Source organism: Polynucleobacter sp. (assembly GCF_044342855.1).
In the GTDB taxonomy this organism is placed as follows: Bacteria; Pseudomonadota; Gammaproteobacteria; order Burkholderiales; family Burkholderiaceae; genus Polynucleobacter.
In genome coordinates, this window is record NZ_JBIIPA010000001.1 from 74,879 (window position 1) to 98,695 (window position 23,817).

Consider the following 23,817-nt stretch of genomic DNA (forward strand, 5'->3'; position numbering starts at 1 on the left):
AAAATCAGTGCTGAATTAACTCAATCTTGTAACCATCTGGATCGGTAACGAACGCGATAACAGTATCGCCACCCATTACTGGGCCCGCTTCTCGAGTAACGTTGCCACCTGAGGCCTTGATCTTCTCGCAAGCAGCATAAGCATCTGGAACGCTAATTGCAATGTGGCCATAAGCAGTACCCAAGTCATAGCTATCGACACCATGGTTATAGGTCAGCTCAATCTCAGATTGTCCATCAACATTACCTTTACCAAAACCTACAAATGCCAAAGAATATTTCTGCTCTGGACGCTCAGTTGTGCGTAGCAGGTTCATTCCTAATACTTTGGTGTAGAAATCAATCGAGCGAGTCATATTGCCGACTCTCAGCATGGTGTGTAGGATCATCATTCCTTAAATATAAAGGTAAACGTAGTTTCTCGTTGGACATGAAAAAACCCAGGGGGAAGCCTGGGTTTATAGGGGTGCGACTCATCTGACTTTATTGGATCTTGGCCTTAGCGCGCAACTTTTGCATCAACTCAGAAAATTTAGCTTTCTGCCAATTTTGATCTGCTGTGATCATCTGTTTGAGCTGGTCTTTGATTTCTTCCATGCTTGGTGCTTTTACATCGCGTACATCATCTAATTTAATAATGTGCCAACCATATTGAGTCTTGACTGGCTTGTCAGTAACTTGACCTTTTTTCAGCTGGACCATCGCCTTGGAAAATTCAGGTACTAGGGCTTTGTCGCTTACCCAGCCGAGATCGCCACCCTTAGGAGCAGAGCCAGGATCCTTTGACTTCTCTTTAGCGATTTGCTCAAAGTTACCGCCGGCTTTAATTTGCGCTGTTATTGCTTTTGCATCAGCTTCTTTTTCAACCAGAATATGTTCTACGTGATATTCCTTACCGGTGTACTGACTCTTAACTTGTTCGTAAGCAGCTTTCAGCTCAGCCTCTGCAGCACCTTCTTTTTCAACATAGTCTTCAAATACTGCCGCAATCAAAATACCCATTTTGGATTGCTCAAGCTGCTCGCGAACTGACTCTTTTTGCATCACGCCACGATTATTGGCTTCTTGCAAAATGAGCTCACGAGTGACGAGCATTTCCCTGGCTTGATCTCGCACTTGCGGGTTATCAGGTTGATTTGATTTTTGAACCAATTTATCCAGCTGTGCTTTAGGAATTGCTTTGCCATTTACAATGGCAGCATTTTGTGCATAAACAGCTGTTGAGAGAAGGGCGGCGCTAAAAGCGCTGATAGTCAAAATTTGGCGTGTGTTCAACATGGGCTGGGCAATATAAATGAAGATAAAGAACGAATCTTAAAGCAATCTGGGGCTAATTAGTGCTTTCACTAGGTGTGAATGCCAAGATGGTGAGGGCGTGGATCGCAGCTGGAAAGTGCTTATTTAAAGCGGCATAGATGGCTCTATGACGGGCTACCTTGCTCATTCCCTCGAATTCTGGAGCTACGATAGTGAGTTTAAAGTGCCCACCACCAGATGCTGCTCCAGCGTGGCCTGCATGGAGATGACTTTCGTCTTCAATATTTAATTGGACAGCCTGAAAAGCCGACCTTAAATCCGCTTCAAATAGGGTAATTCGTTCTTGATTGATGCTCATTCAGCAGGGTGCTCCATATGGCGACTGAGCCAGACCCCTTGAAGGATGACAAAAATCACTAGCAATCCTGTGCTACCAAATAACTTGAAGTTGACCCAAGTTTCCTCAGAATATTCAAAGGCAATATAAAGGTTGAGGGCGCCCATAAAAAAGAAGAACGTTGCCCAAGCCATATTCACTTGATGCCAAACGGATTTAGAGCTGTGCTCTTTTAGGGTAATCTGCTTGCCCATCAGAACTTGAATCCAATTCTTTTGGAAGAATTGAGCGCTAATAAATAGGGCGCCGGCAAATAACCAGTAAAGAGCGGTTGGTTTTAGTTGAATAAAGGTTTTGTCATGCAAGAAGATAGTTAGGCTACCGAAAACCAAAATCATGACAAGGCTGACCCATTGCATTGCATCTATTTTGCGATGGCGGTAGTAAACCCACAAAATCTGACCGATGGTAGCAACCATAGCTACGATAGTTGCTGTGTAGATATCACCAAATTTAAAGGCAATAAAAAAGAGGATGATGGGGAAGAGGTCGAATAAAAATTTCATGCAGTGATTATCTCGCTATTTAAGAATTATTTTGCATTAGTGGAAGTGGCATTCTCAGATGGCTCAAATTTCAAGGATGCGGAGTTAATGCAGTACCTTAATCCCGTAGGTTGGGGCCCATCATCAAACACATGCCCCAAATGGGCATCACATTTGCTACAGCGTACTTCCGTGCGAATCATTCCATGTGAGCTATCGCGTATTTCAGTAATTACTTCATTATTTTCTGGTGCGTTATAGCTCGGCCAGCCGCAACCTGCATCGAACTTGGTAGAAGATTGAAATAACGGTGTGTCGCAACAGATGCAGCGATATTGACCGGAGTTCCAGTGGTCCCAATACTCACCGGTAAAAGGCCTTTCAGTGGCAGCCTCACGCGTTACGCGATACTGAATATCGCTGAGTGAGTTTTTATATTCTTGATCTGTTTTCTTGGTCATTGGAGTAAATGTATTTGGTTATGAGGAGCAGCTTACTGCGATGCGATGCATATCCACAGGCGGTGGTTTTGAATAATGTTCGAACGCTTCCTGTTCATCAAACGGATTCATGAGTATTTGATGCAATCTTTCAACTTCCGTAAAGTCATCCTGCTGAGCCTTTTCAATGGCGACTTGGGCTAAATGATTGCGTAGGATGTACTTCGGATTGACTTGATCCATCAAGCCTTTTCTTGCTTCATCACTTGAGGTCTCGGATTGCAGTCTATTTATGTAATCCGCAAACCATTGATCGATATTTTCACGATCGACAAATTCATTTCTTAGGAAGATTTCTGTTGGCTTCGAGTTTTTCTTAACATCACTCAGACTGCGAAAGAAATTTGTGAAATCTACTCTGGAGTCGTTCATCGCTTGCAGTAGATGCTCAATTAATCCAGTGTCACCATCCCCCTTTGACTGCAGGCCTAATTTGGAGCGAAAAATCTGTTGCCACTCTGTTACATAAATAACAGGAAATTCTTCGAGTGTGGAGCGAAGGAGGTTTTGGGAATCCTCTGCTGAATGATCTAACTCTAGCAAGGGCAGCATTGCGCTGGCAAGACAAGCCATATTCCAATGCATGATCTGCGGTTGGCGGTGATAAGCATATCGGCCACCATGATCGCTATGGTTGCAGATATGGTCAATTTCAAAGTGATCTAGAAAACCAAATGGGCCATAGTCGATAGTGAGACCCAGGGCGCTGATGTTGTCGCTATTCATAACCCCATGACAAAATCCTACCGATTGCCACTGAGCAACTAATTTTGCATTGCGAGCGCTGATCTCTTTGAATAGATTTAAGTAGGGATCTTTTTTAGCACGGCATTCTGGATAGAATTCGGCAATCAACAGATCGGCCAATTCTTGCAGGCGCACAATATTTTGCAAGGATGCAAAGTGTTCAAAATGACCGACACGTATAAAGCTTGGTGCAACGCGGGAACAAACTGCTGCCGTTTCCATAGTTTCTCGCCTGACGCCTTGCTTCGATCCCACTATCGCAAGAGCTCGACTTGTTGGAATGCCAAGAGCATGCATTGCTTCACTGCACAGGAACTCGCGAATGGAGGATCTCAGGACCGCTCTGCCATCCCCCATTCTGGAATAGTGAGTTCTACCAGCACCTTTTAATTGGAGCTCTAAATGATTGATATCTCCAAGCAGAATGGCTCGTCCATCACCTAACTGACCAGCCCAAGAGCCAAACTGATGACCGCTATAGACAGTGGAAATTGGGTTTAGAAAGGTATGTTCACCAGCATTTAGTTGATTTCCCGCCAACACATCTAGCCACGCTGGATCTTTAGGCAAGCCGTCAACCCCAAGTTCCACGTCAATTAGTCTGGCGACGGATGGTGAAAATGCCACCCAATAAGGATTGGGCAATGGGGTAGGTGGGGTGGGCTGACAGACATCATCGCCACGAAGGTTAAAAGGCATATTTTGTATTCTATGGGTAATTCACAAGCGTCGCAGAAGCCTCTAAAATGACCCTATGACAAATAAAGTACAACTGAATGCGGCAACTCAGCTTGCCAATCTGGGTGAAGAGCTCAATGTCCCTTTTTTAAAGCTCCTTGGCGTACGTCTTATTAGCGCCGAAATGGGTAAGGGTGAAATACTCCTAGCCCTCAAGCCCGAGCATACCAATACCTGGGATGTGGCTCATGGAGGCGTATTACTCACCCTAATGGACGTGGCTATGGCTGTAGCTGCGCGTTCCAGCGATCCTAGTGATCGCAGTGTCGTAACAGTAGAGATGAAGAATAATTTTATGCAGGCTGCCAATGGCATCTTGAGAGTAAAAGCAGATACTGTACGCCGTACCGCTACGATGGCCTTTTGTGAAGCCAAGCTCTATAACGATCAAGGCGAAATCTGCTGTATGGCTACGGGTACATTCCAGTTTCTAAAGCGGCTGGCAACTAAAGATGCAAATGGTGAGCGAGTAGTGAACGAGGACTCGCGGCAGAAATAATCTGCGTTTTGACCTCTTAAACAGAGAGGTTTGATCCTGGAGCAGCGCTGAGCTCTCCAGTGACAACATCGTGACCTACGGTGCCGTTTGCGTCGAACCGTCTTTCCACCATCTCAAACTGACCATCCTTGCGAACACGCAAAATAGTGCTGGAACGTGTTCCGTAAGAAGGCGTCTTAATAAATGCGGCAGATAAGGCTTTTTCCCAATCCGGACTTACACCGGTAGCTGGCAGCTCTTGAGGGCTTGCTTCATGTGTATCGGCCAATACGCGTAAATAGTGATCTGCGTTTTTAAGTTGCCCACTATCCATGGCCAGCGTCTGAGCAAACGCCGCCACTCGATGATTCACTTTAGGCCATGGCGTGTCGAGCATGGCATTTGAAAGTCCATAGACACCGGGGCTCAGGGCTTGCTCGGGAAATACTTTTCGCGGGCGAATGTTTTGACCCATCATGAGACGATTGCTGACCCAGTGCATTTCTGCATTCTCTGGATCGCTGAGATCTGCCATTAAGAGATTAAAGCCGTTGTATTGCTCAAAGCGTTTTGAATTTTCTTGAATGTAAGCATGGGGTTTATGCTGCCCTGTGAGGTAGCGTAGGCTGAGCTCTCCACGTGTTCTTGCGTCAGGATTTTTTTCACTCGGCGCTCTTACATTAGTGAGCGCAGCAAAGCGGCCAGTTTTGGTAAAGCCAAGCCATGTGCCAGGACTACCCAATACATCCGCTCTATCTTTTCCCGCTAAGACATTGGGGTGCTCTGACCACCATCCCATTGGATCCGTATCGCGCTCATAAAATTCATCTCGATTCGCCGCTACAACCAAAGGGTAGTCTGGGTGTGATTTCCAGGCGAAGAGAATTAGGCACATAACAAAATAATTGGTACGGTAATGAAATTAAATTTCTAATAAAGGGTAGGGCAGTTGGTCTATTTTTAACACAGGGCCATTACTCATGGCTAGGTGGATTTCTCCTGATTCAAGAGCGTCCAACTTGCACTCCACCTGAAGATCAATCCGATCGGGATGGCTTGGGTTGCCAGCTGCTAGGACCACCATACCGCAGGGTTGGCTAGCATCAGCATCATGGAATAACTCCATACCAGGCTTTGCGAGATCTAATGACGATTCACTTGCTTCCTTATGTGCGAGTTGCAGTCGGCGCTTTACTGCGCCACGATATTGACTCCGAGCAACGATTTCTTGTCCCGGGTAACAACCTTTTTTAAAATCAACCCCAGCAACCGATTCAAAGTTAATCATCTGCGGAACAAACTGTTCTTGGGTGGCCAGCACAATCCGCGGAATTGCACTCAACACCTCTAAAGAATTCCACTGTATGAGGGCGGCCTCATCAACTGGGGATGTATTGGTATCGGTCTTTCTTTTTGCAATCAGGGTGCGTTGAAAGGATTGACCTTGTGCAAGCACATCAGGCATTCGCAATGCGAGAGCCTCATTGGGCAGCACAGTCGATTGCTCGCCTTGAGAGCTTTGATAGGAGCCAAACACGTCCCAGTCGTTTGAAGCATCCAGCACCTTTACCTTTGAACGCAGTACGTACATCGATAATCGTTTAGCAGTGCTGGCCGCAATATCTCTAGAGACGAAAAGAGCAAAACGATCATCAGAATCGACAGACTCCGGGAACAAGCCAAGCCAAGCGCTGGCTAAAAGTCGCCCCTTCGGATTGCAGTAACCAACTAGGCGAACAGCTCCAGGGCCTTGGGCGGTTTCCCCTGAAAGAGTGTGTTTAAGGCCGATTACGGAATTACTTAATTGACCTTGAAGTAAGGCGGCGGCATCAGACCCCTCAACCAGGATCAAACCCCAACTAGTCAGAGGGGTAAATCCATGATTAAGGCTGGTAGCGGCTATGGCGGTATTTTCTGGGCTTGTAGTCATGGTCTTTTATCATAGCTCGATGAGCAGAAAATTTCAGAGAAGAACTCTTTTTATAAAGCATTCCAATGGTGGAGCATGGAAATCTTATGCAATCTACCTGGCTAGCCTTCTTATTCTTATGTACGGCGCTATCTTCTTCTGGCCTGTTGTGCCGGGCACATCAAATGTTCCAGAGGGCTCAGCTTACAAAGTCAAGATTGCCCCTCAATCAGGGCTATCAGCTATCTCAAGCCAGCTATCCGAGCAAGGTGTATCGACTAATCCACTAACCCTGCAGATCGCAGCAAGAACCCTTTTTGTTGGCTCCAAGCTTAAGCCAGGTACCTACCTATTGACACCCCGTGCAAGCCTGGGAAATGTATTGCTGCAAATTGCTCGAGGCGATCGGGTTAGGGAGAGCCTAGCGATTATTCCTGGCATGACTATATGGCAGCTGAGAAGCCTAATAGACAGCCATCCGGCCCTGATTCATCAAACCAAGGGGATGAGCTCTAAAGAATTGCTCCAAGCTATTAGCCTATCTTATCCAGGCGATGAGGGTCTTTTCTATCCCGATACTTACATTTTTGATCCAGACGACTCAGACATTTCAATTTACCGCAGAGCATCGCAGGCAATGCAAAAACAACTGACATCGGCCTGGGAGCAAAAAGAGGCCATTTCCCCATTAAAAACCCCATACGACCTCCTCATTTTGGGGTCTATCGTTGAAAAAGAGACGGGGCGCTCTAGTGATAGATCCCTGGTTGCCGCTGTCTTTGTTAATCGCCTCAAGATCAATATGCCACTTCAGACCGATCCAACTGTGATTTACGGTATTGGCCCAAAATTTGATGGCAATCTTCGAAAAGCAGATTTACGTAAAGGCAGTCCCTACAATACTTATATGCATAAAGGTTTACCACCAACGCCAATAGCAATGCCAAGCAAGGAATCTCTCCTAGCTGTCATGCATCCAGCAAAAAGTGATGCGATCTATTTTGTCGCCCGTGGTGATGGCAGTAGCCATTTCTCTAAAACCTTAAAAGAACATGAAAATGCTGTTGATCAATTTCAACGCAAACGCAATGTAACTGCTAAATCGAATTCACAGTAATCGTTATGACAACTCCATTTCCAGGTTATTTCATTAGCTTTGAGGGCATCGATGGTGCAGGGAAAAGTACGCACATTGACTCCTTTGCAAAGCTTTTAAAAGAACGTTATCCAGAACGTGAAGTTGTGATGACCAGGGAGCCGGGTGGCACTCAGTTAGGCGAACAACTACGCGTCTTATTGCTTGACGCCCCCATGAATATAGAAACCGAGGCGCTGTTGATGTTTGCGGCACGTCGGGAGCATATTGCGCAAGTAATTGAGCCGGCACTAAAAGCTGGAAAGATTGTTATCTCCGATCGTTTTACGGATGCTAGCTTTGCTTATCAAGGCGGTGGTCGCGGCTTAAGCCTGGAGAAGTTAAATGATTTAGAGCGTTGGGTACAGGGCCGTCCAGATGGCTCTTTGCTCCAACCCAATCTTACTTTCTTGTTTGACTTGCCTGGTTCTGTTGCCGAGGCCAGAAGATCAAAGGTGAGGGCGCCAGATAAGTTTGAGAAGATGGATTTAGATTTTTTTGAAAAGGTTCGCCAAGAATATCTCCGCAGAGAAAAGGTAGATCCAAACCGATTTTATTTAGTTGATGCTACCCGTACACCAGAAGTAATTTGGAGTGATCTTGAATCATTGGAGATCAAGCTGTAAATGAATGACTTGATGTTTCCACATGGGTCCGCTAAAAAAATAGCTCCTTGGCTAGAGCCCGTCTGGGATGGAATGAATTTCTCCACATTTCCCAATGCGGTTCTGATTCATGGCCAATCTGGCATTGGCAAGTTTGAGTTTTCTATCGAGTTGGCTAAGGCCCTTTTATGCGAGGCATCTGTGGGGGCAAAGCCCTGCAATCACTGTGAGGCTTGCAGGTGGTTCGACTCAGCTAACCATCCAGACTTTATTGCACTTGTCCCCGAAACGCATCGCAAACTCCTGCCGCATGGTAATTTGGATCCTGAATCTGACTCACCCAAAAAATCAAAGTCGAGCCAAGCTGATGGCGATGGTGATGCACCCGAGAAGAAAGAGAAAAAAAGTATTTCGATTGAAGATGCGCGAAGTGCAATTGAAGGTCTTTCAATCGGAACTCATCGTGGTGGCAATCGCGTCATCTTAGTTTATCCATTGGAGATGCTCAGAGCAGACTCTGCAAATACCTTACTTAAATCTCTTGAAGAGCCGCCAAAAAATACAATCTTTATTTTGCTAGCAGATCGCCTCGATCGCGTTTTACCAACGATTCGATCGCGTTGTCGTTTGTTGTCAGCACCACGCCCAGATCGAATCAGTGGATTGAATTGGTTGCGCAATCAGCTCGCCTCAGTTACCGGCATGAAAATTAGTGATGCTGATATTGAATCTATTTATGACGAGCAGGGTGGGGCGCCCTATGCCGTTTTGGATTCATTAATTGCACGTCACAATAAAGATGAAAAAGATGAACTCACGATTGCAATTCAAGCATCGCGTTATTTATTACAGTCGATGTCGCAGGGCGCTCGAATTAATTGGCTAGATGCTGCTGATAAGACACAAAAAGCACGTTATTCAGTTTTGTTAGCCACGATGCAACGCTGGGTCTCTGATCTACAAAGTTGCGTTCAAATGGGCTCCCCTCGCTATTACCCCAAACATGAAGCGGCGATAAAGACTCTCACTAAAGAAGCACGTCTACCGAAGCTGCTGCGTTTCTGGAAGTCCTTAATACAGGCGCGCCGCCATGAAAATCACCCTCTGGCCACTCGCATTCAGCTTGAAGCCTTGCTTTCTCAATACCAGCAGGTATTTGAAGACTAAAATAGTGAGTCATGTTTATAGACTCCCATTGCCACCTCGATTTCCCAGAATTTCAAACTCGCTTACCTGAGGTTTTAGCCAATATGGCCGCCTGCAAGGTAACTCACGCTCTTTGCGTATCAGTCGACATCCCTGACTTTCCTAGTGTGAAAAAGCTTGCTGAGGATCATGCCCATTTGTATGCCTCCGTTGGTGTTCATCCTGATTACGAAGATACGCCAGAGCCTAGCTTTGAATTCCTGGTCGAAGAGGCTAAGCACCCCAAAATCGTTGCCATTGGTGAAACTGGGCTTGATTACTATCGCATGGGCGATAGAAGCTATGAATCCATGGAATGGCAAAGAGAGCGCTTCAGGACCCATATCAGGGCGGCTATTGCATCTAAAAAGCCTCTCATCATCCATACGCGTTCCTCTTCAGCCGATACGCTCCGAATCCTAAAAGAAGAGGGCGCTGATCGCATTGGTGGCGTGATGCACTGCTTTACAGAATCTACTGAGGTTGCAAAGGCGGCCATTGAAATGGGCTTTTACATCTCTTTTTCTGGAATTGTGACCTTTAAGAGCGCCAAAGACCTTCAGGAAACTTGCAAGCAAGTGCCTTTAGAACGCATGCTTATCGAAACGGACTCACCGTATTTAGCCCCAATTCCATATCGCGGCAAGACCAATGAGCCTGCCTGGGTCTCTAAAGTTGGTGAATTTATTGCCGATTTGAAGGGCGTTTCAATTGAGACACTTGCAGAACAGACTTCTAGTAACTTTTTCCAATGTTTTCATATAAATAGACCGCTTTCATGAGAAATTCATTTAAATTAATTTGCGCATTATGCGCCGCATTTTTAGGATTCTCAAGCCTTACTTTTGCTCAAACTGCAGATCAAATTGCTGATTTCACTAAAGCGGCTAAATTTGACGATGTTTCAGAGGTTCAATCCCTGATTAAGGCTGGCGTTAGTCCTAATACATTGGATCCCAAGGGCAATACGATGCTGATTGTTGCCATTCGGGATAAATCTCTCAAGGTTGCAGATCTGCTGATGGCTAACCCAGCTACAGATGTCAATTTAACCAATAAAAGCGGTGAAAACCCACTCATGATGGCTTCTATTGAGGGTGAATTGCCTTTGGTAGAGACCTTGGTGCTCAAAAAGAAGGCGGATGTAAATAAGTCTGGTTGGACGCCTTTACATTACGCCTGTACTACTGGAAAGCTGAGTGTTGCTCAATTCTTAGTTGCCAATGGAGCCAAAGTAAACGCCTTAAGTCAAAGTGAAACAACGCCATTAATGATGGCAGTAAGCTCCGGTAATGATCAGCTGATCAAGTTCTTGTTGGATAACGGTGCTGACTTGCTTATGCGTAATCATGAAGGCTATTCAGCTATCGATGTAGCTGCGTTATTTAGCAAGGAAGACATCCGCGAGGGTTTGATTTCACGCTGGGAGAAGCTTTATAAGCAGCCATATCCAGGCGGTCCCAAGAAGATTCCTTCATAAGTAACATATCTATTACTTGCGTATAATCATTATTATGTCAAATAAGAAACATGACTAAGAAAGCATCATCAAATAAGCACCACTTATGAACCTCATTGATCATTTCATGAAACTTCCTGGCTTTGGTAGCTTGCCTAGTTTCAGCACCCTGTTCTCCGAGATTAATACAGACATGGGCAATAGCGAGATTTGGTTTGCATTGATTCTGGCTTGCCTGATGCTGACAATGCATGGTGTTGCTGTTTTGATGATTGCGGGCGCATTTCACTGGCTCGATCGCAAACTCGAAAATAAGCGCGTATATGGGTCAAATTTCCTGCCTTATTTCATCGCTATTTTGTTGATTATCGGCAGCCATTTCGGAGAAATCGTGGCCTGGTCCTATATTTGCGTTGCTTTACAGGTATTCCCAACCAATCCGCAGACCTTCTACTTCGCAGGCGAAATGTACACCACGGTTGGTTATGGAGATTACACGGTAACAGAGCGCTGGAGAATCCTGCCCATCATCATCTCGTTCTCGGGAATCTTTGCCGTATCGATGTCAGGGGCAGCCCTGTATTCCATGATGGGCGCCTTACTAAACCGGTCAAACCAGAACCCCAAGTCCGGCGCTGGCTTCTAAGAAAAGCTTGAATTGACAGTTTCGAGCCTAATTAATAAGTTTTGCCTTATCAATAGGCGCCTTCTGCTTGAAGACTAGCTCTAAAACGCGTCCACTGGACTCCAGTGAGCGCATTCTGCCGGGCAGCCAATCAAGGTCCTTGGCAAGCCAAATATCAACCTGGCGCTTATATGGATCGTTTTCACGCTGCATGAGAGCGTAATGCCGATTCACTGACTTTCCTAGACTTGGAATAGCTTCAGATTCTTCCTCCCCATAGCTTTTGAATTGCCACATTTCTAGAGTGTTGTAGTCCACCACGGGAAGCACCCGAATGCTCCCGGCCTCATCAATTTTGTCGCTTCCATTTAAGAGTGAGGCAAATTGGAACATCAGACTAAATCGATCTTGAGTTCCCGGCAGTAAATCTGGGGTAAATTCTGGCTTCTCAGAAAAGTACACCTTCCCTGCTCCATTCTGAGCTCGATCAAATCTAGAGTAACGGGGCGGTTTCGTTCCTCGTTGGGTCCAGTAAATTGAAGGCGCTATTCCGTAGGCATCAACCGAGCCACGAGATTCGAATACAAATGGGCCAACAACTGCGTAAGGTATGTTGATATACAAACGGTAGTTATTGCCTTCCGTAATCCAGTCCAATTGCGCAGTTTGATAGAGTTGTCCATCGACGTAGGCATCGAAGTAATAGGTTCCAGAATCTGGAAGACGAAATGCCTGACCAGATTGATTGCCAAATGCCCCCCGCCCTCCTTTGCCCTCATCCTCCAAAGGATCCGCTGATACAGCATTGGTTTTCTTAGGCGTAGTTTTTTTCTTTGGGGTAGATGTGAGTTGAATCTTTTTAGGAGGCTCAAAACGAAGATCTGTTTTGATAATCAGATCTTCGGCCATGGGAGGTGCGCTACTAAAAGAAATAAAAGGCAGGCCAGCAAATAAAACCAGGTGCCCAAGGACTGATAGAAAAATGGCAGCAATCAGAATCCACAGTGATCTTCTGCGTATAGATTTAAATAAACTGCCAAGTGAATCAATCAAGAAATCAATGCTCGATGAATTCAATTACTGCTGGTAGATGATTGGCGTAGTCAGCAATACCATGATCACTACCTTCAAGAATCAATTGCTTGGCTTCAGGATAAAAAGCAGACATCTCTTTCCAGTCTAGGAGCTCATCACCCTTTGCAGCGATTACAAAATATCGATCTGGATTAGTGATCTGATCAACTTGCAAAGCGCGAAGCTCATCAATGTACTCAGCCTTAAAATGAAATGGCTCTTCACTATCGTAAGCAGTCATCATGCCAACATGGGGCTCTAATTCTCTTGCCGCATAAACAGCAGGATTTAAGGCAACACCTTTGCATTGATATTTCTCAGTAAGGTAGTTTGTGTAGAAACCACCCAGAGAAGATCCGATGATGACTATGCGGTCCACTTTGGATTTGTCGATATGTTTAACCACCATATCGATACTTTCTTTAGGAGATGCCAACAGTTGAGGGCAATACCATTCATAGGCATTTTCAGGCGTTGAAAGCGCCCTCACCGCCTCACCAGTCATCACCGCCTTAGTTGAATTTGGAGATGAGCGAAAGCCATGAAGATAAACCAACAGCGTCGTTCTCATAATCTTCTTTTAAGCCTTCTGACCAATTTCAAAGTTCGCCATTTTCTCTAAGGCCTTTACCATTGCCGAATGATCCCAAGCCTTGCCACCATGGGCACTACAGGAATTCAACAATTCTTGAGCAGTTGCGGTATTGGGTAAGGAGACGCCCAAGGCTTTTGCGCTACTTAGTGCAAGATTTAAATCTTTTTGATGTAACTCAATTCTGAATCCAGGATCAAATGTGCGTTTAATCATTCGCTCACCATGAACCTCCAAAATCTTGGAGCTAGCAAAGCCACCCATTAATGCTTCACGAACTTTGGCGGGATCGGCGCCAGCCTTAGAGGCAAAAACGAGTGCTTCAGCAACCGCTTCAATATTTAAAGCCACGATAATTTGATTGGCAACCTTCGTGATTTGACCGGCACCATTTGCGCCAACCAGGGTAATGTTTTTACCCATTAATTCAAATACAGGCTTTACTTTTGCAAAGGTTGCATCGCTGCCACCCACCATGATGGTGAGCGTTGCACCTTTGGCACCAAGTTGACCGCCAGAAACAGGAGCATCCAAATACTCGCATCCAAGGGCATTAATTTTTTGAGCAAACTCTTTTGTTGCGATTGGTGAGATCGAGCTCATATCGACAACAATCTTGCCCTTGCTCAATCCGGCAGCAATACCGTTCTCACCAAATAACACTTTTTCAACATCGGGAGTATCCGGCACCATTGTGATGATGATGTCTGCCTTTCTGGCAACTTCTGCGGGGGTAGCACATGAAATTGCAGTGCTGTTAGATACTTCTTCTGGAATCTTGCTGCGGGTATTGATAAACACTTCGTGGCCTGCAGCAACCAAGTGACCCGCCATGGGCGCACCCATAATCCCGAGACCAACAAATCCTAACTTTAACTTACTCATGATGTCTCCCTTTTTATTCTTGTTCGTATTGGCTCATCCATCCTAGGCCAGCTTCGGTGGATTTCAGGGGCTTGTATTCACAGCCAATATAGCCGTCGTAACCAAGGCGATCTAATAATCCGAAAAGGTATTCGTAGTTGATTTCACCGGTACCAGGTTCATTGCGCCCTGGGTTGTCAGCCAATTGAATATGCGCTATTCGGCTGAGGTGCTTTTGAATGGTGCTGCCTAACTCACCTTCCATGCGTTGTGCATGATAGATGTCGTATTGCAGAAATGCATTATCAGCACCCACAGCATCCAAAATGGCAATCCCCTGCTCCGTCTTGGAGAGATAAAAGCCAGGAATATCGAACGTATTGATTGGCTCAATCAATAACTTTAAGCCAACTTTCTTCAGTTCGCGAGCTGCATATTGAAGATTGGCTACAAAAGTGTTGAGAAGCACTTTTGGATCAGATCCTTCCGGAGTCTTCCCAGCAAGACAATTTAATTGGGGTACCTCAAGAATAGTTGCGTACTCAATGGCGTTGGATACCCCAGAGCGGAACTCAGCAACGCGATCGGGTAAACAGGCAATTCCTCGCTCGCCCGCATTCCAATCGCCAGCAGGCAGATTGTGAAGCACTAGCTTGAGTGCGTTGTTATCTAAAGCGGATTTGATCTCTTGAACATCAAATTCATAAGGGAAGAGAAATTCGACAGCTTTAAACCCGCCAGTTTTAGCAAGTGCAAAGCGCTCCAAAAATGGAACTTCATTAAAAAGCATGGTGAGGTTAGCGGCAAAATGGGGCATCTCATTCCTTTTGATCAAGTCGCTGCAAAAGAGCTGATGTTATCAAAGAAGCCTATAAATTTCTTTGAGAGCCAAAGGTTAGCGTTTTAGGTCAAATTAGGGATAAAAATACGCTAATATCTCTATAGGAGCACTTAATAATAAGGAAAGCTATGAAAATTAAATTCGCCCCAATTACCCTTGTAGCCGCCGCCCTACTATCAGGCCCAGCGCTTGTTATGGCTCAAACACCTAGCGCAGCAAATGCCGTAGTGGTGGATGCAGCTGTTAGCGACAATGTTTACCAGCTATATGAAGGCACAGTTACCAAGATTGATAAGAAAACTCGTACGATTTTCTTTAAAAACAATGAAGGTGAATCTAAATTTGTTGCCGGCCCTGAGATTAAGAATTTTGATCAAATCAAAAAAGGTGATCATCTAAGCGTTACTTATGAATTGGCTGTAGCAATTGAGCTGATTAAAACTAAGGGCGATGGTATTCGTAGCAAAGTAGAAACTTCATCAGAAGTAGCTTCTAAGCCTGGCGAAAAGCCAACTCGCACCATTACAAACACAACAACGATTATTGCTGACATTGTTGCAATTGATGGTACTAAGAAACTAGTTTCAGTTAAGGGTCCAAGCGGAAAAGTTACTGTAGTAACGGTAAAGAATTCACAATTGTTAGCTGATGTGAATGTTGGCGAACAGGTTAAAGTAATTTATTTCGATGCTATGGCTGCATCCATTACAGCGCCTAAAAAGAAATAAGGCGTCAAGTAATTCGTTGTAAATGCAGGGATCTCACTTGAGCGTTCGCATCTTTTGGATCCTTGCAGTTTCCGCCCTCCTCTCCGCTTGCGCTAATACCACCAGGCCTGGAGCTGTCGGCGTAAATCGATCGCAGTTCATGATAGCCTCTTCAGAGGATGTAAATCGCCTCTCCGCTGCAAGTTATAGCGAGCAAAATCAAAAAGCAAAAGAAAAAAATATATTGGTCACGTCAGGACCTACCTATGATCGGTTGAAGTTCATTGCGAATCGACTCATTCCGCAGACCGAGGCTTTCCGAGATGACACCAGACAATGGGATTGGCGCTTAACTCTTATTGATGAGCCAATACTCAATGCAAGCTGCGCACCAGGTGGAAAGATAACTTTCTACACAGGGATTATTGAACAACTCAATCTCAATGATGATGAAATTGCCGCCATTATGGGTCATGAAATCGCCCATGCGTTAAGAGAACATGGCAGAGAGCGGGTATCTCAAGCAGCAGCTCAAAATGTATTGGTCAATATTGCCTTGGCGTTAGCAGGACCCTATGGCTCTGCCGTGAGCGCCGCAAACCAAGTAGCTCAGTACGCCATTGTTCTGCCGAATTCCAGGGAAAATGAATCTGAGGCTGATGCAATCGGTTTAGAGCTAGCAGCAAGAGCTGGCTATAACCCCATGGGTGCTATCAGTGTTTGGCAAAAGATGCTGAAGGCAACAAAAGATAAGAGCACTCCAGAGTTTTTATCTACCCACCCTTCTGGCGAAACCCGAATTGAGCAATTGACCGCGCTAATGCCTTCGGTTGAACCTCTGTATAAAGCTGCACCTAAACCAGCGCCTACTAAGAAGTTGTAAAGAGATCTCTTGAAATGAAAAAAGCCCCTCTGCAGGGGCTTTTTAAACTTACTTGGCGGAGCGGACGGGACTCGAACCCGCGACCCTCGGCGTGACAGGCCGATATTCTAACCAACTGAACTACCGCTCCAAGTACATCGCATGCTACTTGTGTCACTTCTTACTACTCACAACTAGCCAAAAAATTTGGCGTCCCCAGGGGGATTCGAACCCCCGTACTCACCGTGAAAGGGTGATGTCCTAGGCCTCTAGACGATGGGGACCTGGACTACTACTAAAACTAATGCTGCTATTTTAAATGCTTGGTGGAGATAAGCGGGATCGAACCGCTGACCTCTTGCATGCCATGCAAGCGCTCTCCCAGCTGAGCTATACCCCCGTAATCTCGCTAAAAATCTACAAGACACTCAAAACAATCCAAGATTTTATCCTATTTTTGTAGGAGGACGCAAATTCTATCTTAGACGACCTTGGAGAGCCTTTGTAAAGCTTCATCCTTACCCAGAACCACCAAGACAGAATCAATCGCTGGAGTCTGTATTGTAGCAAATAAGGCGTAACGGACAGGCATTGCTAATGCTGGCATTTTGATCTGATGCTTAGCTAAAACTTCTTTAAAAGCTGCACCATAGGCTGTTTTTGTATGTTCAGCAGATTTCACCGCTTCAATTAAATCTTTTAGTGCTGGAATGATTTCAGCTGGGATATTTGCGGCGATTTGTTCAGCATTGTGCGTTGGTGCAGGCAAGTAAAAAAGCTTTGCTCCTTCAGCTATTTCAATCAGGGTATTTGCACGGTCCTTCAACAGCGCTACCGCTTGAATAAAGTCTGGACCATTTTCTGTATCAATACCTAACTCATGTGCAAATGGCTTAGTTGCCTCAGCAAGAATTGCTGGATCCGAATTCTGAATGTATTGATGATTCAGCCAAAGCAATTTTTCAGGATTATGTTGTGCTGGCGATTTACCAAGGCTGTCCAAGTCAAACCAATTCACAAACTGCTCTTTCGTGAATATCTCCGCATCACCATGAGACCACCCTAGCCTTGCAAGGTAATTCAGAATAGCCTCAGGCAAGTATCCGGCTTTTTGATAATCACGAACGCTCATAGCGCCATTGCGCTTACTCATTTTTTCGCCAGAGTCATTTAAGACTGTTGGCAAATGGGCGTACACCGGCGGCGCGCCACCAAGCGCCTTCATGATATTAATTTGGCGTGGCGTGTTATTCACATGATCATCACCGCGAATTACGTGTGTGATGTTCATATCAAGGTCGTCCACTACAACGCAAAAGTTATAGGTTGGCGTGCCATCAGGACGAGCAATCACCAAATCGTCTAACTCATCGTTGCTAATTTCAATTTTGCCTTTAACTGCATCGTCCCAAATAACGGATCCGCCAATAGGATTCTTAAAGCGAATCACCGGCAAAACGCCATCCGGAACTTCTGGCAAAGTTTTACCTGGCTCAGGTCTCCATTGCCCGTTGTAGCGAGGCTTTTCCTTATTGGCCATCTGTTGATCGCGCAGCTTATTGAGCTCTTCCTCACTCATATAGCAAGGGTAAGCAAGTCCAGCATCTAGCATCTGCTTAACGACTGCACGATAACGATCAATGCGTTGCATTTGATAAATCGGACCTTCATCTAAATCTAGGCCAAGCCAGGCCATGCCTTCAATAATGACGTCAACCGCCTCTTGGGTAGAGCGCTCTAGATCGGTATCCTCGATACGCAAAATGAAATCGCCTTTGTTGTGACGGGCAAAAGCCCACGGATACAAAGCGCTGCGAAGGTTGCCCAAATGAATGAAGCCCGTTGGACTAGGGGCGAAACGTGTACGTATATGCATAAATGCCATTATCTCAGGTTGGCCTAGGATTTCATCATTTAGCACCCTAGCTCTCAAAAAAAGTGGATACTTTCACCTATGAATGAATTACTTGTCTTTATGTGTGATGGCGCCCCAGTCCGCGGGGAAATTGTTTCTATTAGCAGTGCCTGGCAGGCCGTTTTAGAGCGCCGTAATGACCCCCCTGTCATACGGCGAATCCTAGGTGATTTCGTAGGCGCAGCGACGCTCTTAAGTGCCAGCCTCAAATTTGATGGAACCTTGATTATTCAAGCCCAAAGCAAAGGCCCTATCCAGCTTCTGGTTGTCGAATGCAAGTCTGATCTGACGATGCGAGCTACCGTTAAGCTCTCTGTTGATGCTGCCAGCATTGATCCCGAAGCCACCCTTGGTGAGTTACTGGATGCGGACAATACAGGCCGCCTCGTAATCACTCTTGACCCATCTGACCGTCAGCCCGGTCAACCACCCTATCAAGGCATTGTGGCGCTTCAAGAGCATCGTGGTGCGGTCATTAAGCCCGTTACTAGCGCTGCTGAGGCCATCGCTTTGTACATGCAAAATTCAGAGCAGTTAGATACCCGTATTTGGCTGGCATCAAACGATACCCATGTTGGTGGATTGCTTTTGCAGCGATTACCCGATTCTGGCGGCCATGCCCATCTAGATCCTCAGCTTGCCGCAGAGGGATGGACAAGAATTCAGACGCTTGGTGAAACCATCACCAATGAAGAGTTATTAACCCTATCCCCAGAAACCATTCTCCGCCGTCTGTTTTTAGAGGAATCCGCCGAAAGTGGTGTTCGCAGCTTTCCGGCACGCCCTGTTCGCTTTGGGTGCCGGTGCTCCCGCGCTAAGGTTGCTGATGTCCTTAGAATGCTTGGCGAAGAGGGGGTTGAAAGCATTCTTGCCGAACAAGGTGCTGTAGAAACTGAGTGTGATTTTTGCGCAAAAGCCTATCGCTTTGATGCTGTTGATTGCAGGCAAGTATTTAAAACAGACTTATTGGCTGATGCTACAAGACCGCCATCAAGCGGACATTAGGCAGTAGTTATTGCTTGGTAGTTGTTGGTTTCACCCCATCCGCAGCATTAGCAGCTGATTTTTCGGTTGGCAGAATTTGCACGAAGAACTCGCCTTCCTTAATCATGCCGTGCTCAACACGAGCTCGCTCTTCAATGGCGCGGGTACCGTCTTTTAAATCCTTAACATCACCAGTAAGTTTTGCATTGCGTAAGCTCAGCAAGCTATTTTTGGCCTGCTGTAACTCAAGCTGTTTTTCCATATCGTAAACCTTAAGCCATCCACCCTTACCCAACCACAGTGGGTACTGTATTGCGATAAGCAATAGCAGCATAGAGTAGATGACAATCCGCATAAGAAATAAAGTTGCTACTAATTAGCGCTTAAGGTTGTAGAAAACAGATTTACCTGGATAAGTAGCAACATCACCCAAATCTTCTTCGATACGCAGCAATTGGTTGTACTTAGCAATGCGATCAGAGCGAGACAGTGAGCCCGTCTTAATCTGGCCAGCATTCGTACCAACGGCAATATCAGCAATCGTGCTGTCTTCTGTTTCACCAGAGCGGTGAGAAATGACTGCAGTGTAATTAGCACGCTTAGCCATTTCAATCGCAGCAAAGGTCTCTGTCAATGTACCAATTTGATTAATCTTAATGAGGATGGAGTTGGCAATGCCCTTCTCGATACCCTCTTTAAGAATGCGCGTGTTAGTAACAAAGAGATCATCTCCAACCAATTGGATTTTCTTACCCAATTTTTGGGTAATGTCAGCCCATCCATCCCAGTCACTCTCATGCATTCCATCTTCAATGGATACGATCGGGAATTGGTCAGCTAAGTTACCGAGGTAGTCTGAGAATTCACTAGAAGTCAGCTGCAAGCCTTCACCTGATAAATGGTACTTACCATCTTTATAGAACTCACTAGCAGCGCAGTCCAAAGCCAATAAGACATCTTCACCAGCTTGATAACCAGCACCTTCAATGGCCTTCATGATGGTCTGTAAGCACTCTTGATTACTCTTGAAGTTCGGGGCAAACCCACCCTCATCTCCAACAGTAGTTGGCATACCTTGCGCACCTAAAATTTTCTTCAGCTCATGGAAAATTTCTGCGCCACAACGCAGGGCTTCACGGAAACTTTGAGCGCCAACTGGCATCACCATAAATTCTTGAATATCCAAGCTGTTATTGGCGTGCGCGCCACCATTGACGATGTTCATCATTGGCACTGGCAATTGCATGCCGCCAGATCCGCCAAAATAGCGATACAAAGGCAAGCCAGCTTCTTCTGCAGCAGCACGTGCCACAGCCATAGAGACAGCTAAAGTTGCGTTAGCGCCTAAGCGAGCTTTGTTATGAGTTCCATCTAATTCAATTAAGGTGTGATCAAGGAAAGCTTGTTCGCTAGCATCAAGACCTAAGATAGATTCAGCAATCTCGATATTGATATTTTGAACCGCCTTAAGAACGCCCTTACCTAGGTAACGCGCTTTATCTCCATCACGGAGCTCAATAGCTTCGCGCGAACCAGTTGAAGCGCCTGATGGCACTGCAGCACGTCCCATGACGCCAGATTCAAGCAACACATCGCACTCAACCGTTGGGTTGCCGCGTGAATCTAAAACTTCTCTACCGATGATGTCAACAATGGCGCTCATGCACCTTCTCCTAAGTAAAAAATGAATTTGGGGGTGTTACTTAAAACTATCTTCTAAAAATGATCCGGGCTTCTTAACAACAGAATCAATTGCAACTAGAGATTCCAACAGTTCTTTCATGCGGTTAAGCGGTACAGCATTGGGGCCATCAGAAAGTGCTTTTGCTGGATCTGGATGTGTTTCCATGAATAAGCCACTAATACCCACTGCAACAGCAGCACGAGCCAATACAGGAACAAACTCCCGCTGCCCACCACTCGCATTACCTTGACCGCCAGGAAGCTGAACTGAATGCGTCGCATCAAAAACAACCGGCGCCTTTGCTTCACGCAAAATTGCCAAGCTACGCATATCTGAAACTAAGTTGTTGTAGCCGAAAGAAGCACCACGTTCGCAAACCATAAACTGATCTGCCAGGTTCATTTCAGCGGCTGCTGCGCGTGCTTTATCAATTACGTTCAGCATTTCATGTGGAGATAAGAATTGACCCTTCTTAAAATTCACCGGCTTACCGCTCTGAGCGCAGGCTCGAATGAAATCAGTTTGTCTGCATAAAAAGGCTGGGGTCTGAAGAACATCTACCACTTTTGATACTGGGGTAATTTCGCTGATGTCATGGATATCGGTCAAAACCGGCACGCCAATTTCACGTTTTACACGTGCCAGTATCTCGAGCCCCTTTTCCATGCCTAAGCCACGGAAGGAAGTACCGGATGAGCGATTGGCTTTATCAAAAGATGACTTATAGATAAATGGAATGCCTAGTGCAGAAGTAATTTCTTTGAGCTCGCCAGCAATATCTAAAGCAGATTGTTCGGACTCAATAACGCAAGGACCTGCAATGAGAAAAAAGCGATGATCCAAGCCAACATCGAAACCACATAACTTAAATGCACTCATAACGATCTCCTAGGCTGCTTGCTTTTGGGAAGCAGCTTGATGAATCAATGACGCCTTAATAAAAGCAGAAAACAATGGATGTCCATCACGTGGAGTTGATGTGAACTCTGGATGGAACTGGACACCAAAGAACCAAGGGTGCATTGCTTTGGGCAACTCCATCATTTCAGGCAAGGATTCGTTAGGAGTTCTCGCAGAAATAATCAGGCCAGACTTCTCAAGACGTGGTACGTAGACGTTATTCACTTCATAGCGATGGCGGTGACGCTCATTCACCTCGGGACCATAGATTTCATGGGCCAAAGTGCCTGACTTCACAGGACAACGTTGTGAGCCTAAACGCATAGTTCCACCTAGATCGGAATCATTAGTACGCCTCTCAACGCGACCTTCGCGATCAACCCACTCAGCAATCAAAGCAACAACTGGGCTCTCTGTTTCGGGATCAAACTCCGTGCTATTTGCCTGAGCAATATTGGCAACATGACGCGCGAATTCGATCACAGCTAACTGCATACCCAAGCAGATACCCAGGTAAGGAACATTGTTCTCACGGGCATAACGAATGGCAGCAACCTTACCTTCGGTTCCGCGCTTACCAAAACCACCCGGAACTAAAATCGCATCTAAATTCTGAAGACAATCTACACCATCCTTTTCAATCGATTCAGAATCAATGTAGTTGATATTTACCCGTGCGTGATTATGAATACCTGCATGACGTAAAGCTTCGATCAAAGATTTATAGGATTCAGTTAGCTCAACATACTTGCCAACCATACCAATGGTAACTTCGTGTTGTGGATTGGCTAGTTCGTAAACAAGATTTGCCCATACAGATAAATCTGCAGGCTTAGCCTCGATATCTAACTCGCGACAAATCAAATCGTCCATACCCTGGGCTTGAAGCATCTCAGGAATCTTATAGATGGTATCAACATCCCATACCGAAATTACAGCCTCTTCCCGTACGTTAGAGAACAGCGAAATCTTTGCGCGCTCATCTTCTGGAATTGGACGGTCTGCACGGCATAAGAGTACGGTTGGCATGATGCCAATTTCACGAAGCTTCTGGACGGAGTGCTGGGTCGGCTTAGTTTTTAATTCGCCAGCGCTACTCAGGTAAGGTACCAAAGTAAGGTGTACAAAGGCACAGCTGTGCCTTGGTAGGCGAATGCTCATTTGACGAGCTGCCTCAAGGAATGGGAGGGATTCAATATCACCCACTGTTCCACCGATCTCACAAATAGCAATGTCAGCTTTACCGTCGTGACTTGCTTTTGCGCCGCGCTCTACGAATGCTTGAATCTCATTCGTAATATGAGGAATCACTTGAACTGTCTTGCCTAGATATTCACCGCGTCGCTCTTTGCTAATGACAGATTCGTAGATCTGGCCAGTCGTAAAGTTATTGCTCTTACGCATCTTTGCAGAGACAAAACGCTCGTAATGTCCAAGATCGAGGTCAGTTTCCGCGCCATCTTCAGTAACAAAGACTTCGCCATGTTGAAGTGGGCTCATGGTCCCAGGATCAACGTTGATATAAGGGTCTAATTTTAGGAGGGTGACTTTCAGGCCGCGGGATTCAAGAATCGCGGCAAGCGAGGCAGCTGCGATTCCTTTCCCTAAAGAAGAAACCACACCACCAGTGACAAAAACGTATTTGGTCATCGCTTAAGCTCTGTTGGAAAAAGTAATTATAACGATAGCGACTCTCTAGGGATAAATTCTTGGTGCGCCCAATAGCTCTGAGGCTGTCAGCTAGTTCACTGAAATACTTGCCTGTTTTATGGGCAATATCTTCCCATATTGAGACTCTTTAACCACCCACAAATCCATCATTAACCAGATCTAATCCCCCTCTTCCAATAGTGTTGATTTATTCAAAATTTACGA

27 protein-coding genes and 3 tRNA genes are annotated in these 23,817 nt (G+C 45.7%); 10 read left to right on the top strand and 20 right to left on the bottom strand.

Annotated elements, in window-relative coordinates:
- Positions 1-4: 4 nt before the first annotated feature.
- The 6 genes from gloA to ACIQZ3_RS00440 form a co-directional block, all read right to left on the bottom strand.
- Positions 5-391: a lactoylglutathione lyase gene (gloA, locus tag ACIQZ3_RS00415; RefSeq protein ID WP_397389622.1), complete on the bottom strand. Its 387-nt coding sequence runs from the start codon at positions 389-391 to the stop codon at positions 5-7.
- A gap of 91 nt (positions 392-482) precedes the next feature.
- Positions 483-1,277 (bottom strand): peptidylprolyl isomerase, encoded by a 795-nt coding sequence (locus tag ACIQZ3_RS00420; protein WP_397389623.1) that lies wholly within the window; start codon positions 1,275-1,277, stop codon positions 483-485.
- 52 nt (positions 1,278-1,329) lie between these two features.
- Entirely contained in the window at positions 1,330-1,614 is a 285-nt protein-coding gene (locus tag ACIQZ3_RS00425) for a BolA family protein (RefSeq protein WP_397389624.1), read from the bottom strand.
- Positions 1,611-2,159, bottom strand: coding sequence for a septation protein A (locus ACIQZ3_RS00430; RefSeq protein ID WP_216229055.1), 549 nt, complete (start codon positions 2,157-2,159; stop codon positions 1,611-1,613). The genes ACIQZ3_RS00425 and ACIQZ3_RS00430 overlap by 4 nt, the downstream gene beginning before the upstream one ends.
- A 26-nt stretch (positions 2,160-2,185) precedes the next feature.
- Positions 2,186-2,599, bottom strand: coding sequence for a peptide-methionine (R)-S-oxide reductase MsrB (gene msrB / locus ACIQZ3_RS00435; protein ID WP_397389625.1), 414 nt, complete (start codon positions 2,597-2,599; stop codon positions 2,186-2,188).
- Positions 2,600-2,617: 18 nt separating this feature from the next.
- On the bottom strand, positions 2,618-4,084 hold the full coding sequence (locus tag ACIQZ3_RS00440; protein ID WP_397389626.1) for a YdiU family protein: 1,467 nt from the start codon (positions 4,082-4,084) through the stop codon (positions 2,618-2,620).
- Between the two features lie 55 nt (positions 4,085-4,139).
- Here ACIQZ3_RS00440 and ACIQZ3_RS00445 point away from each other — a divergent pair, with 55 nt between their 5' ends.
- Entirely contained in the window at positions 4,140-4,622 is a 483-nt protein-coding gene (locus ACIQZ3_RS00445) for a PaaI family thioesterase (RefSeq protein ID WP_216229058.1), read from the top strand.
- Positions 4,623-4,638: 16 nt separating this feature from the next.
- Here ACIQZ3_RS00445 and ACIQZ3_RS00450 read toward each other — a convergent pair whose 3' ends face one another.
- Together ACIQZ3_RS00450 and ACIQZ3_RS00455 are read right to left on the bottom strand one after the other, a co-directional pair.
- The gene (locus tag ACIQZ3_RS00450) at positions 4,639-5,496 is read right to left on the bottom strand and encodes an NRDE family protein (protein WP_397389627.1); all 858 of its coding nucleotides are present in this window, start codon (positions 5,494-5,496) and stop codon (positions 4,639-4,641) included.
- 27 nt (positions 5,497-5,523) lie between these two features.
- Positions 5,524-6,531: a YgfZ/GcvT domain-containing protein gene (locus ACIQZ3_RS00455; protein WP_397389628.1), complete on the bottom strand. Its 1,008-nt coding sequence runs from the start codon at positions 6,529-6,531 to the stop codon at positions 5,524-5,526.
- 19 nt (positions 6,532-6,550) lie between these two features.
- On the opposite strand from ACIQZ3_RS00455, the gene mltG reads away from it, so the two are divergent.
- From mltG to ACIQZ3_RS00485, 6 genes are all read left to right on the top strand, one after another.
- The gene (gene mltG / locus ACIQZ3_RS00460) at positions 6,551-7,627 is read left to right on the top strand and encodes an endolytic transglycosylase MltG (protein WP_397389629.1); all 1,077 of its coding nucleotides are present in this window, start codon (positions 6,551-6,553) and stop codon (positions 7,625-7,627) included.
- Positions 7,628-7,632: 5 nt separating this feature from the next.
- Entirely contained in the window at positions 7,633-8,271 is a 639-nt protein-coding gene (tmk, locus tag ACIQZ3_RS00465) for a dTMP kinase (protein WP_397389630.1), read from the top strand.
- A 72-nt stretch (positions 8,272-8,343) separates the two neighbouring features.
- Positions 8,344-9,417, top strand: coding sequence for a DNA polymerase III subunit delta' (locus ACIQZ3_RS00470; protein ID WP_397389631.1), 1,074 nt, complete (start codon positions 8,344-8,346; stop codon positions 9,415-9,417).
- 11 nt (positions 9,418-9,428) lie between these two features.
- A complete protein-coding gene (locus ACIQZ3_RS00475) occupies positions 9,429-10,217 on the top strand; it encodes a TatD family hydrolase (RefSeq protein WP_397389632.1) in 789 nt (262 codons plus the stop codon).
- A complete protein-coding gene (locus tag ACIQZ3_RS00480) occupies positions 10,214-10,915 on the top strand; it encodes an ankyrin repeat domain-containing protein (RefSeq protein ID WP_397389633.1) in 702 nt (233 codons plus the stop codon). The genes ACIQZ3_RS00475 and ACIQZ3_RS00480 overlap by 4 nt, the downstream gene beginning before the upstream one ends.
- An 85-nt stretch (positions 10,916-11,000) precedes the next feature.
- The gene (locus ACIQZ3_RS00485; RefSeq protein ID WP_397389634.1) at positions 11,001-11,540 is read left to right on the top strand and encodes an ion channel; all 540 of its coding nucleotides are present in this window, start codon (positions 11,001-11,003) and stop codon (positions 11,538-11,540) included.
- A gap of 27 nt (positions 11,541-11,567) precedes the next feature.
- Here the strand turns inward: ACIQZ3_RS00485 and ACIQZ3_RS00490 are convergent, their stop codons facing one another.
- Genes ACIQZ3_RS00490 through hyi form a run of 4 tightly spaced genes read right to left on the bottom strand, consistent with a single transcriptional unit; the run spans position 11,568 to position 14,866 of the window.
- Positions 11,568-12,572: a DUF3108 domain-containing protein gene (locus ACIQZ3_RS00490; RefSeq protein WP_397389635.1), complete on the bottom strand. Its 1,005-nt coding sequence runs from the start codon at positions 12,570-12,572 to the stop codon at positions 11,568-11,570.
- A gap of 4 nt (positions 12,573-12,576) precedes the next feature.
- A complete protein-coding gene (locus ACIQZ3_RS00495) occupies positions 12,577-13,164 on the bottom strand; it encodes a YqiA/YcfP family alpha/beta fold hydrolase (RefSeq protein WP_397389636.1) in 588 nt (195 codons plus the stop codon).
- A 9-nt stretch (positions 13,165-13,173) separates the two neighbouring features.
- Positions 13,174-14,070 (bottom strand): 2-hydroxy-3-oxopropionate reductase, encoded by an 897-nt coding sequence (locus ACIQZ3_RS00500; protein ID WP_397389637.1) that lies wholly within the window; start codon positions 14,068-14,070, stop codon positions 13,174-13,176.
- Positions 14,071-14,083: 13 nt separating this feature from the next.
- Positions 14,084-14,866, bottom strand: a complete 783-nt coding sequence (gene hyi, locus ACIQZ3_RS00505; RefSeq protein ID WP_397389638.1) for a hydroxypyruvate isomerase — start codon at positions 14,864-14,866, stop codon at positions 14,084-14,086.
- A gap of 152 nt (positions 14,867-15,018) precedes the next feature.
- Between hyi and ACIQZ3_RS00510 the strand changes: the two genes are divergently transcribed.
- Both ACIQZ3_RS00510 and ACIQZ3_RS00515 read left to right on the top strand, forming a co-directional pair.
- Positions 15,019-15,618, top strand: a complete 600-nt coding sequence (locus ACIQZ3_RS00510) for a hypothetical protein (protein ID WP_397389639.1) — start codon at positions 15,019-15,021, stop codon at positions 15,616-15,618.
- 139 nt (positions 15,619-15,757) lie between these two features.
- Positions 15,758-16,480, top strand: a complete 723-nt coding sequence (locus ACIQZ3_RS00515) for a M48 family metallopeptidase (protein WP_397389640.1) — start codon at positions 15,758-15,760, stop codon at positions 16,478-16,480.
- A 53-nt stretch (positions 16,481-16,533) separates the two neighbouring features.
- Here the strand turns inward: ACIQZ3_RS00515 and ACIQZ3_RS00520 are convergent.
- The 4 genes from ACIQZ3_RS00520 to gltX form a co-directional block, all read right to left on the bottom strand.
- Positions 16,534-16,610: transfer RNA gene (locus ACIQZ3_RS00520), tRNA-Asp, on the bottom strand.
- A 57-nt stretch (positions 16,611-16,667) separates the two neighbouring features.
- Positions 16,668-16,743, bottom strand: a tRNA-Glu gene (locus ACIQZ3_RS00525).
- A 40-nt stretch (positions 16,744-16,783) separates the two neighbouring features.
- Positions 16,784-16,859 (bottom strand) — tRNA-Ala (locus tag ACIQZ3_RS00530).
- A gap of 81 nt (positions 16,860-16,940) precedes the next feature.
- Complete coding sequence (gene gltX, locus ACIQZ3_RS00535) at positions 16,941-18,344, bottom strand: glutamate--tRNA ligase (RefSeq protein WP_397389641.1); 1,404 nt, start codon at positions 18,342-18,344, stop codon at positions 16,941-16,943.
- Between the two features lie 69 nt (positions 18,345-18,413).
- Here gltX and ACIQZ3_RS00540 point away from each other — a divergent pair, with 69 nt between their 5' ends.
- Entirely contained in the window at positions 18,414-19,379 is a 966-nt protein-coding gene (locus tag ACIQZ3_RS00540) for an Hsp33 family molecular chaperone HslO (protein WP_397389642.1), read from the top strand.
- A 7-nt stretch (positions 19,380-19,386) separates the two neighbouring features.
- Here the strand turns inward: ACIQZ3_RS00540 and ftsB are convergent, their stop codons facing one another.
- Genes ftsB through ACIQZ3_RS00560 form a run of 4 tightly spaced genes read right to left on the bottom strand, consistent with a single transcriptional unit; the run spans position 19,387 to position 23,592 of the window.
- Positions 19,387-19,713: a cell division protein FtsB gene (gene ftsB, locus ACIQZ3_RS00545; protein ID WP_397389643.1), complete on the bottom strand. Its 327-nt coding sequence runs from the start codon at positions 19,711-19,713 to the stop codon at positions 19,387-19,389.
- Between the two features lie 21 nt (positions 19,714-19,734).
- A complete protein-coding gene (eno, locus tag ACIQZ3_RS00550) occupies positions 19,735-21,021 on the bottom strand; it encodes a phosphopyruvate hydratase (RefSeq protein ID WP_216272022.1) in 1,287 nt (428 codons plus the stop codon).
- A gap of 36 nt (positions 21,022-21,057) precedes the next feature.
- Positions 21,058-21,921: a 3-deoxy-8-phosphooctulonate synthase gene (gene kdsA / locus ACIQZ3_RS00555; RefSeq protein ID WP_397389644.1), complete on the bottom strand. Its 864-nt coding sequence runs from the start codon at positions 21,919-21,921 to the stop codon at positions 21,058-21,060.
- Positions 21,922-21,930: 9 nt separating this feature from the next.
- Positions 21,931-23,592, bottom strand: a complete 1,662-nt coding sequence (locus ACIQZ3_RS00560) for a CTP synthase (RefSeq protein ID WP_397389645.1) — start codon at positions 23,590-23,592, stop codon at positions 21,931-21,933.
- Positions 23,593-23,817: the final 225 nt, after the last annotated feature.